Consider the following 14,507-nt stretch of genomic DNA (forward strand, 5'->3'; position numbering starts at 1 on the left):
TATTCTAAAAGCATTCTGACTATATAAAGTATACTTTCGTTGATCCAGGAAAGTATAGAGATTAACAAAAAAACCTTTTTCCCATATAGGGAAAAAGGCTACTCGAAATATAAAAATATTAAGAGTATTACACTAGTAACTCCTGATCAGTAGCACTGGTCAGTAAGCCAACAGCATCACCTGTTGTTTCATCTTGTCTAAATCATACATTTATTTTTTCAAATAATCAAGTAATTTGATGAAAGTTTTTCTTTCTTTCTTTAACTGTTCATTTGAAGAGTAATACATTCTATTTTTTTCGCATCTTTCTAGCAAATTTTGCCCTTCATTAAATCGTCTTTCATTCAATTTGTTTGTACAAAAAATTTTATGCAGATAAAACAAAGAAACTAAATCATTTATCTTTCTAAATCTTACGTCATTACTTTCAATTCCCATTATAGTTCCATAAGTAATTATCCTTGGATTTGATGGAATTCGAGTTAATGGATCATAAATATTATAAATAAATGATCCACTATGAGCACAACAATTTCTAATATTTTTCGCATACAAAGCAATCCCAGATGTCGTATTTAAATCAGAAGTTACTTTAAATTTTCCTCCATAAAATTTTAAAAAAAGTATTAGCCCTCCCATGTCCATTATTTCTAGCAATACCCAAAAAGGAATGTTCTTACCTCGTTTCGAATACATATCTTTCCGATATGCTGTTCTTTCAAATCGTTCAATTGTATTTTTATAGAAACCACTATTTCTATTTTTGAATTGCTTAACAATAAGATAAGGATCCACATTAGGATTATTAGTAAGATCATTAATTATTTGGACTTTAATTGAATGTTCTACATCTAAAACCATTTGTAGCAAAAAATATCTAATTCCCATATCAATAGAAGATAAATCGACTAGATGAGAAAAATCTAAAAACATGTATTTGTTACTATAATTTTTTTTGAATAGTTTTCTAACTACAGAAATTTTATAATAATAATTTGTCTCAGATAATATTTTTTTTGCTTCAGATTCTTTTATGGCATTAAATGTAATACCCTTATATTTCATATAATCTATTTGTTCTTCAATAGTAAGCTTTTGTTTAGCTTGTACCTTTGGGATAATTTGACACCTGACTCTACTGTAAAAATATTGATTTGGGCGAATTTTTTTCTTTAATTCACTAGGAAATCTATTATTAATAATACTTTTTGGTCTCTTCACATATTCTTGTTTGGAACCGTATTTTCTCAAGTGTTAATTCCCACCTTTACTTCGTACATGTCAATAAAAAAATTATACCACTATTTTTATAGCTCTTACAATAACAAAAGAAACCAACTGTAATCAAAATGACTTTTATAACTAAAGATAATATATATAAAATTTTATGTACTGCCCCTCAATGTGAGGGGATATTTTTATCGCTTAGGAATCGTCAAAACATACTCAGGGAATCGAATGTCGACTGTTTGTCCATTGATTGTATTTCCATTTGGATCGTTTGTTCGTCGTAACATCGGAAAGACTCTTTTCCCTGCGAATTTGCGGATATCCATTGTGCCATCCAAACCAAATCTTAGGCCGCTTGGTAATCCGTATGCTGCATTCACATCATCTCTGATAATACCGGCTGATTTACAACGCCCAATTTCAACATCCGGATTGTCGGCATCCATCCAGAAAACGTATCCTTGATTTAAATACGCTGCACCATTTTGCGGAACCAACCATCCAGCAATCCGGAATGTACCTAAGACTAGCTCGTTAAACACTTCTAACTTACCTACATAGTTTCCGCTCGTTTTTGGTGGGCTCGCTAAAATAATTTGATCATGGGTTAAGTTATTCCCCGCTCGTAATCGTTCACGAACCGTATTCATGTTAATACCTGGGCAGATATTCGAGGCATGACCACTGAATTCGTTATGCCCTAATACATCGTTGACAGATAAACCAAAACGTTGCATGGCCGCTTTTGCTCGTTCTTCAAATGCTTTTTCTTGTTCAGCTGTAAATGAACCATTACCAACAAGGCAAATATGGTAAGTCGGTGTATTATGTCCCCCCACACCATTTGTCACATCATTATCGAAGTAGCACCATTGTACGGTACCATCTCGTAAAATGATTTCATGATAGCCACCTGTTCCCCAGCCTAATGTGCCATTCCAATGGTTCTGAAACGCCCAAACGTCTCCAGTAGTTGTTGCAGAATGGTGACGAGCAATTTTAGTTACTTGAGAAACATTTCTTTTGGCATTGGTTGGTCCTAAAATTCTTGAATCGCCTCTTAAATCTACAATTTTTGTCATAATCAATTCCTCCTAATTTTTTATATAAAAAAACAGCCCTTTGGCTGTGTTTTTCCTTTGCTAATTTGTCATTCTTCCGACTGAATGACACTGTTTCCTAAATCAAATAATCCACCAGCGGCTAACCCTGATACAGCCCCAGCCCATGCGTAGATTGCTAAATCTTGTGGTGCTAGGGTCGCTGCATATAGCACGCCTAACAAAATACCCGCAATCACATTGATCACGGGTAAGAGTTTGTAATCCTTCATTTGTGTTTTAATTAACCCTGTGACACCGACTACTAGTGGTGTAATAATACTTGCAGCAGCTAAGATTTCTGTCATTTTATTTTCTCCCCTTTCCAATTTGTTTAAAAATGGATCTGATTTGTTCTTCAATAATTGAAAGCCGATTGCCATAGTCAATCTGACTTTTTTCTACCCGAATGATCGTCTTTTCTAATTTTCCTAACGTGTGATCAAGTTTCGTGAACATCGCATAAAATTTCGCCACACCTACAATCAATGTGCCGCCGAGTGTTATGATCGCGATCCACTCCCCGATAGTAATTCCTTCCATAAGTCACCGCCTATTCTACTTCTCTCAGTAGTTTTTTTAATTGTTTTTCAGAAATTGCTAACGGCACAAACATTCTGACTTGTTCGGCAGTGAAAAAACCTTGGCGATACATTCGTTCAATTTGTTCATAACTAAACATCTTGGAGCGCCTCCTTTACTTCGGCCAACTGATTGGCAAGTTGAATATCGTTCATCATAAGTGTGGCATTCAGTTGTCCCATCTGTTGAATCTGTTCGCCTTTGCATTCATCTTGCTTTTTTAATTCTTCATACAAACATTCAAGATTTTCTAATTTTTCACGAAGTGTTGCGTTTTCTAATTCTTGCCAACGGTTTTCTGTCGGAATAAAAAACTGATCTGCTAATTCAATTCCTTTTAATGGTGGGACATCTGTATACGGAACAGATATCACACTATCATCTAAGACTTCCCCAACATATTTCCCGCCTGTTCGTCCATACTGCCAAATTGATTTCATATTTTCCTCCTTTTATGTTGCCAAAACTTCTTTGATATACACCTGATCAACACCCCAATTATTCACTGAAGCAGTGGTAAAATTAGTTTCTGTCACAAGCGTGACACGTTCTCCAGCATTAAACTTTCTTACACAAAACCAGCCAACATCATTGCGCCAATTTAACGTTCCTGCTATACCAGCTACACGCCAGTCGCTCGCTCCGTTTACACGCATCCCAAGATAAGCATAGTAACTGGCATCGTTCGTTTGACAAGTAAATTTACCGACAAATTGTAGCGCACAGTTTTTTAGAATCGTTAAAGTTTTATTATCTTCAGATAGTGTAAATAAATCATTCGTTTTTGATCGTTCATTATCATAAGCATACGGATTACCCCAATTTAAAATAGTGTTATTTGAAACAGGTACTCCTACTAATCTTCCACCAATTAAGGATATTCCAAACTTTTCAGTTGGTATGCGTTCACCTTTAATTAAAGGCTGATCACGAAAATCCTTTGTCCCTTCAATAGACTGTGGCTCTGTCAGACTTACTTTGTCGTTCAATCTTTTTTCAGTGTACTCAGGTGTAACATCCCAACTATAGTCGTATGGATTATTACTGTCTTTCAAACCTTCACCAAAGTATTTGTAGAAAGTGATTGGTGGTGTTGCCGTGTCTCCTTTTTCTATTTTTAACCAATCAATTCTGACAGCCCCTGTTGTTCCAGAAGGCATCTGATATATCCGCAAGTTACTTGGTGAGGCACTACCTGTTAGGTTATCCGCTGTTGGTGTAAAAGTAATTCTCCAAGTATCTGCTACACCCTCTACTGGTAACATATCATCTATCCTACATCTACTCTCTTGACCTGTAATGTATACTCTAAATGATTGTGTGGTAGGTTTTGTTCCTTTCAATGTTAACGTATAGGGTTGTCCTACAATAAAGTTTTCTGTCATATCCTTAGCGTAAAAAAGCCAAGCATTAGATGAGTATGGGAAGGGTTGTTCCTTATTACCCAAATTAGCATTCAATGGTACTTTTGAAATCTGATAAGGTGCAATTAATAGATTAGGTTGATGCGGTGTAGCATCTGCACCTTCTTCTATTTTTAGCTTTCTTATTTTAAGTGTTCCTGTTGGGATTGTCGTGTTACTTACCGTTTGCCAAGTAAAATATAATACTTTAGGCTCACGGCCTTGATAATCTATAGTTGAAGTCCCTTTTACCACAACCCATGTATTTCTTGGCACATCACGTGGTAATCGTGAAGTTTGTATAAGAACTTGTCCACCATCTGTATAAGCATAGTTAGCAAAAACTTGTGTAACATCGCCTGTATAATCAGCACCCACATACATTTCGCAACTCATCGTATACTGTGTTTTATCCTTTAAGTACACACTTGTTTCCGGGTTAGTATTCCATTTGACTAATCTTCCACTACCGTCCATTACAACGGTATATTCACCGTTTTCATATGTTACCACACCACCGTCTCCCCATTTAAATGTATCTGAGTCAGTCATAGCTAGGTTAGCATTCCCTGAATAGTCGTAATTACCGAAATCAATACTGTTTGAGTACATCCGTTTTAGATTACCCAGCTCGTTGATTTGTTGCTCAGTTTGATTGATTTTTTCATCCAGCATTTTTACCTTTTCTTCCAAACTAACCGATTGGTCATTTGCTCGAGCAAATAGTTTTTCAATCTCCTGTTTGGTTGAATCCGTCAATTCTTCGACTTGCTGGGCAAACCAATTAAACCCATTAAAGTAATAGGCATCAATTTCGTTTGTCGTTTCTTCCAAAGGACTACGATGGATCCTAAACCTAAATCGTCCAGCAGTATCAAGGGACTGTTGATTTGGAAAGTTTACATAAACAGAACCCTCTACAACTCCCTGATACCCTAAAATATTCTCTTCTAATACAATATGCACACGACCATTGACCGGATCATCTACTACAGCTAAATAATCATGTCTCGCTAGCCCATCCTCGGCCGTCTCTAAAAGAAACGTTAATCGAATCGGAATTAGTGTTCCTTGTGGGATAGAAAAAGCTACTCCTTCATTTTTTAAAAAGAACTCAATTTTTGCCGTTCCACGGTCATGAGAATAAAAAGTGGTCCCATTGTCGATGATAGCTTGTTGGACCGTATCAATAACAATGGGTTTGTTTGCCACCTTAAAAAACTGATTTTCTTCCATTTACAACACCGTCCCTTTAGTTACAATCAATCCGACACCTGCAGTTTGAGTCGCTGTACTAGCAAAACCGGAAGGCGTGTTTCCTCTCAAAGTCGCTGAATCACAACGAAAACCTACGGTATTTCCAGAACCCGAAATATCTCCCACGTTAATTTCTGCCATAAGTCGTGAATGAATCGCGAGTGCTTGGTTCACAAAAGTAGTTCGTCCATAAACATTCATCTTTGATGCCCCGCCACAGTAAAGCGCATTATAAGATGTTTGTTGGGTAGACTCTCCAAATTTACAAGAAGCGATCGCCATATAACCGCCTTGCTCATTCATGATCCCATATCTTCTGCCTTGGAAAATAGGAGCATTCGCAGTATCCACTATTTGAATACCTAAAATTTGAAAATAGCCACTACAGAAGAAAAAGCCAATACTTCTGACTTTTACCGGCAAATCACGAGTAGCTGGAGCTAACGTTTCTTGACTTTGAATGGTGCGAATAACCAATGTACTCCCCTGAATATTCGCTAAGCGGACATCTTCTAAATACACCCCGTCTTCTACCCAGATAGTAATCGAAGAAAGATTTAAAAGTGGAATCATATTGACGGCCATTTGGATGGTTTGAAAAGGCCGTTCCTCTGATCCAACTCCTGTCCGATCATCCCCTCGTGTAGCAGAAACGTAGATGTTTAATGTTGCTGCACTAGGTGAAAACAGTTGTTGAATGACTTCGTTAATCTGTTCGACTGAAGCCCCTTGATTGGCTAATTGAAGTTTTAGCTCACGCATACGCCTAGCAACGCCTTGTTCTCCGCTTAATAATCGATCGTTTAAGGTTGGGTGTGCCGTCCCCTCATGATCCACTCGTGCATCTACCACTTCAGTTGGTGAATTTCCTCCGACACTAAGGACCAGATTAGAAATCCGTTGGTTGATGGCACGCTGTTGTGTATGGATTGAGTCGACTTCTTGTTTTGTTTCACGGACATTATGGTTAAATAGTTTCTTCCATTCACTTGAAATTCGATTACTGACTAATTCTTTTAAATTCATTACACCATTCCTTTCTGTCGTAATTGAACCAATAGTTTCGTCATTGTTTTTTTAGTGTTCGAGAGGACCACCTCAGGTGGTTTGTTCGGTACTAAAGGAAATGTTTTAAGCCCAACTACTTGGATATACGTAGAAATTCCCATCGGCTCGTAAATAAAGGGAACGTGATCGCCTTTTTGTATTGGAGTCTTCCACTTCAACCTAACAACACCTGAAATATTTGGTGTATCTTGTAGTTCATTTCTTAAGCGTTCCATCATACTTTCCTGATGATGATAGCGTTCATCTCGAACAGGATCTTGAATTCGAATCCCCCATTTTACCGATTCTTGACTGGTAAGTGTGACTGGTGGGAAAACATAATCACTATCTCGAGGATCATCTGTTTCCACGCCTTCTTTCAGTGCGCCAAATCCTCGAATCTGGGTTTTTAAGTTGTACGTGTCGATATCGAATGTCACTTCATCCGTATTATGCTTAAATCGAATCGGCTCATGGACTTTTTTTCCAAACGCATCTGCGGACATAAAGTGTAAATGTTTATTGTCCGGAATAACAACTAAACGAAAGTCCTGTAAGACTTCATTGATCAACCGTAAATAATTCGCATCTCCAAAGTTTTCCTTGTCAGTTGCTGGAAACCCACCGCTTAACTGCCAAGTAAAACCACGAGCACCTGTTCCTAGTATATGCATCAAGAGTTGCATCGGGGTTCGCCGACCGGTTATTTTATTGTATTGATACCCATCTTGAATCGTGTAATAGACATGTGTGGCCACTACTCTTTTATACACCGCTTCTCCAACTGCCGACTCTTGCATTTCTTTGATGACAAATTGTTGGCCTTGAAAGATGACAGAAGACTCGTAAGTCACTAAATCATACACAACACTATTTCGAATTGTTTTTCGAATAACAAAACCAACTTCCCACGTTTCGTTCATTTGCCAGTTTTCATAAAAAGAGCCCTGATCGTAATCGGTCAGGAGTTCTTCTTGTGTTTCTTCATAATTTCGAATCGTTAACATTGGTTCACCTACTTATAAAGAAATCGGAAATCCCATTCGGATTTCACACGACTGATATTTTGTAATTCAATGTGATTTTCGCCGGGTGCTAATGTAATCACTCCATGGTTCGTATCAATGCCGCAAGAGACCCCATTTTTACGTGGATAGACACTTTCTAACACTAAAGATTCTCCGTAGCGACGATGCAGTGGTGGGTAATAAATAAAACGATCACCAGTGGTTCGATTGAACAAGATAAACTCTCCGTCTGATTCCCCTTCGATTCGAATCGTTAAGTCATGTTCTCTGGGATCAATCGTGAAATCTCCCCCGTTAAAAATAATAAACCGACTCGTTTCATGGGTATATTGATACTCTTCTGCCACTAAACCTTGTGAAAATTGCCAGTCCTCTTCTAAGTCAAAGTTAGACTGAGTACTTGCGATTGATTCGGAGCTCCCAGGGAACACCGTGAAAGAAAGGGCGAACATTCCTTTTTGAGGCATGATTTTTTGTACTTCCCAGGGCTCCGGAACAACTCTAAATCGTTTCCCAGGCTCTCCAGAATAGCAAATGTAGTAAGGATCCTCTCTGTAAAATAAACTTCTCATCTCGTTAACGACCAGTCGCCAATCGTACAGATTTCGCGAAGCCAATCGGAAAACCAAGAAGAATGGAAAGCTGTCGTAGGCAAAGTTAACCAGGCGACTTCCATCGCTTCCTGAAAATTGTTCAAAATGATACACAGGCTCAGGAGAACCCGGGCCCACATCTGCAATCCTTATCCCTTCAAATAAAGCGTTGAAATGGATAGTTCCTTCTTCACAGATTAAATAAATTTGTGTTTCATCATGCAAAACCCACACCCCCTGTGTATTGTCTTTTATACATTTGTCTTCCTAGAGATTGGTCAAAAGTACTGGAAATCTTCTCTCCATCTAGGATTGAGTTCACCTTGATTGGACGACTATTCAGCACCCGTGCCAACTCAGCCATATCTACTGATGGAGATTGGTGGACAATCGTTTGACTGATTTTTTCGTTGGAAAGCTCTCTCCACATACGTGCAGAACCTAAAGCAACTTCTGGCGTGGTAATTTTCAACATGCCCGCCGACAAGTTATCTATCTCTTGGTAAACAACTCCTGCATATTTTTCGATACCTGCGGCAACCCCCTCTGGAATCCACCGTCCAACCTCGTTCGCCATGACTTTCGAAGGACTATTTATATCCAATGCGCTTTTCATGGTGGCGGCAACCTGATTGGCAATTCTATTTGCGGTTGCCAATACAGATGCTGTACCGGCATTTAATCCAGCATTCAATCCAGCCATAGCATCACGACCCACTCCATTTAGCTGGTTAGACAATCCTGAAAAAGCAGATACAACCGCCGAGCTAGTTCTTGATGCAGTTAAAATAGGTTGACTTACAGATGAATTCATTCCACTATTTAATGAACTAATTGCGTTGCGACCTGTCATTTGCATCTGATTTGGCAACTGATTGAAGGATTGTACAATCCTATTTGATATATTTCTGGAAGTTGCGACAACCCTGCTCGACTCTGCCATCATTCCAGAATTCAACCGACTCATAATATTTCGACCAATCGATTGAAATTCACTTGGTGTATTAGTAAAGGTACGTATCAAATTGCTATTCAAAGCTTTCACAGTAGCTAATTGTACTTGCGATCCACTTTGGAAACTCATATTCATAGAATTCATACTATTGGAAGCTACCATAGGAAGCGCACTCAACGCGTTAGCTACATTAGGAACAACTTGATTAAAACTTACTGTCATATTTTTGATACCAATGTCAGTTTGTTTTACCATTTGGTCAACCAACTTATTTACTTCCGCAACAACCACTGGACTAGTGTCTGCGATTCCCGTTGCAAGACCTTCTCCCACTGCTTGTCCGTACTCAGCATAGATACCTTGGTTCATATGGCTAGATAGTTCATTATTTGGAGTGTCTGCGACAGCTTTAGCACTTTGTTGCACAGCCTCTTGACTGCTATCAATCCCTTGTGCTATCCCTCGACCTACCTCTGTTCCACTTTCCTTAGTTTTTTCTGTAGTCATCTCAGCTTGAATAGTATTTTCTGGTATCATTCCTATAGCTTTGGCTGCTAACTCAACATCGGCATTAGATTGATTAATTCCTTCACTTAATCCTTTACCTGTTTCTTGACCAGTCGGAATATAACGATTTGCTTGTATGGTTTCCTGAAACATTGTTTCTGGAGTTTGTGCTACTTCTTTAGAAGCTTCTTCTACTGAAGTAATATTATCTAAAATTCCTTGCCCCAATTTTGTTGGTGGTGCTGCACCCATTGAGGCATAGTCTGTTTGTTCTAGTTGAGGGCCCATCACTCTCTCTGGCGTTTGAGCAACTTCCTTTGCTGCTTCCTCTACTTTGGGGGTTGCTTCTACCATCCCATCCCCAATTTCTTCGACAGGTTGACGTCCCCACTGTGCAAAGTCTCGCCCCTCTGTTCCTCTCCGTAAAGATGCCTCACTTTTTTCTGGAATTAATCCAAATTTTTCAGCAACAGTTTCCGTTTCTTCACCAACGATATTCCCCATACTCGCCATCGCTTGCTTCATCGTTACATCCGCAGTCCCATTTAAATCACTAATGTGCTGTTGTGCTGTCTCTGGTAATTTACCTAATTCAAGATCTAAATTTTCAACAAACCACGCCGATTGTTCAGCTGACATTTTTGGTAGGTCCTCCATATGAAGACCCATTTTTTCCAGCAGGTTTTTTGTATGTTCTCCACCTAACTCCGCTAATGAACTAAGATTTAACCCCATCTCATCTACCATCTGTTGCGTTTGTAATGCACCTGCTGGACCTAATTTTTCAAGTTGCATAATAATGCCATCATCTACACCGACCTTCGCCAAAATGGCAACATTGGTAGACCACGTTCTCATAGCTTCAGCATTTTTTTGTAGATTTTCTTTCATTTGATCCAAGCTTATCGCTTCTTGTTGTTCAATCTGCTTAAAAGCATTCCCTGATTCTTCTACCAGCTTTTTGTACATGCTATTCATAGATTCCAAGGCGGCTTGTTGTGCATCAGATAGAACATTCCATGAAGTAATCATTTGAGAATTAGCTTCTGAGACTGTCTCTGCGACTGCTCGTCTTTTCTCTTGCTCCTCCGTGTACAATTGATTTCGTTCAGATTGATTTTCAACAAGTAAACTTTGAAGTTCATCTTCCTTCTGGGACAGTCCTTCCAGCGATTCTTTGACTTTTTTCTTTCCATCCACGCCAGATTCTGAGGCTTCTTGCTCCAATCTCATACGTTCTTTGGCTACTTCAGTTAATGAGGATTCAATGTCTGCAGCTTCTTGATTCAACGTCTTTTGTCGTTCGGTTAGCCGATTGACTTCTTCCATTCCTTTAGAAGCTTCAATCCGTTTGTTTATTTCTTCTGTGGTTGCATTAAGCAGGCCTGTTTCTTCGTCGTAAGAGAGATTTAGACCAGTCACTGAATTATTCAGTTCATCAACTGTATCAGCCATCAATTTTTTATCCGCAGCCGATTTATCTTCAATTGCTGAAAGCCTTTGTAATTCAGCTGCTAGATCCTTGTTTCTTTCTGTATTCGACTCGATCACTTTAGCTTGTGATTCAAATTCTTTTGCACTGGACTGAGTTGACTTTCCTACACTGTCAAGATCGTCTTTTAATCCATCTAATTCACTGGCCAATTCTTTGGCTGCTTTTCGGTTATCATTCCAACTCTTAAACAAAATCGCACCTAAAGCTGCTGCTGCCCCCATGGCTAATCCAACTCCGCTTGTTGCCATTTTCAATGCAGCTGTCGCAATGGTCTTCGCTTTGATTGCTATCGTATGCAAATTAGTGGCTGCTGTTGACCCTGCAGTCATTGCTTTTGCTCGAGCCGCCTCACTTAAATGCGATTTCTCAGCTACGGTCATTGCTTTGGTAACTGCAGTATCTGCTGTTTTAGCACCGGTTAAGGTTTTAATTGAGGCAATAAAACCACGAGTGTACAATTCCGCTTTTTTTATGACCATGTAGCCTGCGATTGCAGTAGTCACACCGATAATCGCTGGCGCCAAGATAACCGATGATTCTTTAAGGTCGATCATGCCACCGACCATTGTATCGATTGCTGACACAACAGGTGGAACCACGCCAGCTACACTGTTTAACACACCCTCGAAAGTTTTCCCGAATCCTTGAACGTTTTCTTTCATTGAGCCAAAGCGAGTTTTGCCAAATGCCTCATCCATAGATTCGATAATGTTTGCTGTTCCTCGGCTTGTTGCAGTAGCCATATTGGCAAATGATCCTGCCCAAGTATCACCAGCTTGTTGAGCCATCCCAGAAACCGAGGTGAATTCATTCCCACCATCACGCATAGCTTGTTCAACCGTATCAAAAAACTGATTGGCACTAATTTCGCCGGCACGCAACGCATCACGAATGCTCTGCATACTCATACCAGTCGCATCTGCATAAATCTCCCATGGATCTACTCCACGGCGAACCATACGATCCATTTGCGCCATGTTAACCGTTCCAGTTGCTCGCATCTGGATCATTGCATCCATCACATTATCCATTGTTTCTGCAGCACCATCACCATACATGGCAACTGCGTCACCCCAGATTTGATAACTTTTTGTCGATTGTTCTAATGAACCATTTTGCATCACTAAACGCTGCACGGTCTGAGCCGCACTATCGAGCATGTAATTGGTGCCTACAACCGCATCTCGAACGCCTTCCATCCCTGCAGCGGCTTCTTCTGAGCTACCAGTTAATCGAGTCATCGTATTTTCAAAGTTATTCAAAGTATCAATACGACCAAATGCACCATCTAATGAACCTTTAGCCATCGATAGTGCTGTAGTTGCTCCTTTTGCGATCAACATCGCTGCGCTTAGTTTGCCCACAGAGCCTGTTAACAAATTGGCTTTTGGCTCTGGTTGAGAAAAGGAGGTACTCATTTTAGCACCAGACTTTTCTGCTTCATCACCTAATGACATAAGATCCTTTTTCATCGCATCAACCGCATCACTGACTGTCTTCGCTCCGTCTTTGGAACCTGCTTCTAAACTAGTCGCAATGCTCTTTCCAGCCTTAGTTGCTGATAATTCAACAGGAGGAACCATCTGCGCAGAGGACTTTTCTATTGATCCAAGAGCGCTAGCTGCTTGCTTGGAACCTGCTTCAAACGAATTACCGATGCTTCTACCTGCCTTAGGTGACGTCGCTTCAATACTGGCTAACATGTTACTACTTGATTTTCCGATACCATCTAAAGCGCTCGTTGCCTCTTTAGCACCAGACTGGAAGGATCCGCCAAGCTCTTTTCCGATTTTAGGTGCAGAAGATTCCACGGAAGAAACCAAGCTTGTGACTGATTTAACGACACTGTCATTGGCCTGATTGGCATCTTTGGCGCCAGAATCAAAGGATTCACCCATGATACGTCCCGACTTAGCTAGTTCAGTGCTCGTTGTGGCGGTTAGGTCCGCCACTCCTTTAACCACGCTATCTGTTGCGGTATTAGCGGCCTTAGATCCCACTTCGAAGTTTTCACTTAATGATTTCCCAGCTTTGGCAGTAGCCGTATCAGTCGATCTTCCCAAATCAGTCATCGACTGTTCAACTGAATCCACTGCTTGATTAGCTACTTTCGCTCCTGTCTCAGTATTGGCACCCATATTATTACCAATTTTTTTTGTAATATCATCAGCATTTTTTCCTAACTGTCCAAAGTTTTTTTCAATTGAACTTATTACATTAGGAACCTGCTTGGCGTCGACATCAATCAGAATACTTATTTTGCCATCTTTAGTCATTATCTTCCTCCTCTCTATCAGTATTTAAGGCATAGTATCTTTGTAAATCTGTCATATCTTGCTTATATTCTTCTGAATCATTATTTCCTGGTTTCCAAGCTCGAATCTGCATAATTCGTTTAAGTGGAGTGTCTGAAGGCAGATTATGTAAAAGAGCTCTAAATTTAGACCAAGTTAGTATTCCCTGTTTATCAATTAAATCGATGTTATATGCTTGGATAAAAGAAGCGTAAATAGTCTCTGCATCCGCAGATATATCTATTAATTGTTCGTGCTCTTCCACAGAAAGTGGCTCTCCGTAAAAACTATATTTAATGAACGGTGGAACTTCCTTATGAATAAATTGGTCGTAAATAAATATCCATAGACTAAGTGCATCCTCAGATTGATAGCAACTTTCTCCGATTAATAAGTCTAGACATAGACAAGCTTTTTCATAATCAGTAAATATTGCCTCATTCAATACATCAAAAGCATCTAATACAATATCAAACGACAAATTAATCAAATACTCGCGTTCTTTATAAAAAAAGGAAGTGACTTCTGGGTCATTTAACCTCATGTCACCACCTACTTTTTATTTGCTGCTTTTTGCTTTTTCTTTTTCTGAAATTCTTTGGTTAATTTTTTTGCAGCAAGCTCTCTATCCTTTTGTCTTTTCTTTTCTTGTTGTTCGACTTTTTTAGCAATAGCTTTGATAGTTGGTTCATAAGCACGTTCAAGTGCATCGAAATCTGGTACACATTCATATAATTTTTCAAATGTTCCTTTACCAAAGAAAAAATCATATTGATATTCAAGAGTCCCTTTAGCATGTTCTATGACTGTTTCAACATTAGTTTCGTGGATAGAATCTTCTTTAAGTTTTTGTTCGTATATGTCGAATTCCTCGTAGTTTTCTTCTACAATAATTCGTTTTAAATTTTCCAATGAGCTATCAAACCAGATTTCAACACGCTCACCAGTAATTGGATTTGTAAATCCTACTGGAAAGCCAGAGAGTTCAATATCGATATCAAGTGTTTGTTTCATAA

The 14,507-nt window shown here is 39.2% G+C and carries 13 protein-coding genes; all 13 read right to left on the minus strand.

What is annotated here, in order from left to right; translation table 11 throughout:
- Positions 1-210: 210 nt before the first annotated feature.
- The 13 genes from IGJ19_RS12020 to IGJ19_RS12080 all read right to left on the minus strand — a co-directional run bounded on the left by IGJ19_RS12020 (position 211) and on the right by IGJ19_RS12080 (position 14,505).
- Positions 211-1,251: an Abi family protein gene (locus IGJ19_RS12020; protein WP_010734597.1), complete on the minus strand. Its 1,041-nt coding sequence runs from the start codon at positions 1,249-1,251 to the stop codon at positions 211-213.
- 167 nt (positions 1,252-1,418) lie between these two features.
- Positions 1,419-2,312: a peptidoglycan recognition protein family protein gene (locus IGJ19_RS12025; protein ID WP_430604139.1), complete on the minus strand. Its 894-nt coding sequence runs from the start codon at positions 2,310-2,312 to the stop codon at positions 1,419-1,421.
- 68 nt (positions 2,313-2,380) lie between these two features.
- Positions 2,381-2,638 carry a holin gene (locus IGJ19_RS12030; RefSeq protein ID WP_071866052.1) on the minus strand — a complete coding sequence of 86 codons (258 nt, stop codon included), beginning with the start codon at positions 2,636-2,638 and terminating at the stop codon, positions 2,381-2,383.
- 1 nt (position 2,639) lies between these two features.
- Positions 2,640-2,873 carry a hypothetical protein gene (locus tag IGJ19_RS12035; protein ID WP_023520195.1) on the minus strand — a complete coding sequence of 78 codons (234 nt, stop codon included), beginning with the start codon at positions 2,871-2,873 and terminating at the stop codon, positions 2,640-2,642.
- Positions 2,874-2,883: 10 nt separating this feature from the next.
- Entirely contained in the window at positions 2,884-3,012 is a 129-nt protein-coding gene (locus IGJ19_RS12040) for an XkdX family protein (protein WP_023520196.1), read from the minus strand.
- Positions 3,005-3,352, minus strand: a complete 348-nt coding sequence (locus IGJ19_RS12045; protein WP_023519336.1) for a hypothetical protein — start codon at positions 3,350-3,352, stop codon at positions 3,005-3,007. Before IGJ19_RS12045 ends, IGJ19_RS12040 begins: the two co-directional genes overlap by 8 nt.
- 12 nt (positions 3,353-3,364) lie before the next feature.
- On the minus strand, positions 3,365-5,551 hold the full coding sequence (locus IGJ19_RS12050) for a BppU family phage baseplate upper protein (protein ID WP_430604141.1): 2,187 nt from the start codon (positions 5,549-5,551) through the stop codon (positions 3,365-3,367).
- On the minus strand, positions 5,552-6,598 hold the full coding sequence (locus tag IGJ19_RS12055) for a hypothetical protein (protein WP_071866050.1): 1,047 nt from the start codon (positions 6,596-6,598) through the stop codon (positions 5,552-5,554). It abuts the gene before it with no gap.
- Positions 6,598-7,626: a phage tail protein gene (locus IGJ19_RS12060; protein WP_071866049.1), complete on the minus strand. Its 1,029-nt coding sequence runs from the start codon at positions 7,624-7,626 to the stop codon at positions 6,598-6,600. Before IGJ19_RS12060 ends, IGJ19_RS12055 begins: the two co-directional genes overlap by 1 nt.
- A gap of 8 nt (positions 7,627-7,634) precedes the next feature.
- The gene (locus IGJ19_RS12065; protein WP_418255291.1) at positions 7,635-8,474 is read right to left on the minus strand and encodes a phage tail domain-containing protein; all 840 of its coding nucleotides are present in this window, start codon (positions 8,472-8,474) and stop codon (positions 7,635-7,637) included.
- Complete coding sequence (locus tag IGJ19_RS12070; protein ID WP_430604142.1) at positions 8,458-13,473, minus strand: tape measure protein; 5,016 nt, start codon at positions 13,471-13,473, stop codon at positions 8,458-8,460. Before IGJ19_RS12070 ends, IGJ19_RS12065 begins: the two co-directional genes overlap by 17 nt.
- The gene (locus IGJ19_RS12075) at positions 13,466-14,035 is read right to left on the minus strand and encodes a Gp15 family bacteriophage protein (RefSeq protein WP_074799464.1); all 570 of its coding nucleotides are present in this window, start codon (positions 14,033-14,035) and stop codon (positions 13,466-13,468) included. The genes IGJ19_RS12070 and IGJ19_RS12075 overlap by 8 nt, the downstream gene beginning before the upstream one ends.
- An 8-nt stretch (positions 14,036-14,043) precedes the next feature.
- Positions 14,044-14,505, minus strand: coding sequence for a hypothetical protein (locus IGJ19_RS12080; protein ID WP_074799463.1), 462 nt, complete (start codon positions 14,503-14,505; stop codon positions 14,044-14,046).
- Positions 14,506-14,507: the final 2 nt, after the last annotated feature.

Origin of the sequence: Enterococcus sp. DIV1368b (assembly GCF_050529595.1) — a bacterium.
Classification (GTDB): Bacteria; Bacillota; Bacilli; order Lactobacillales; family Enterococcaceae; genus Enterococcus_B; species Enterococcus_B mundtii.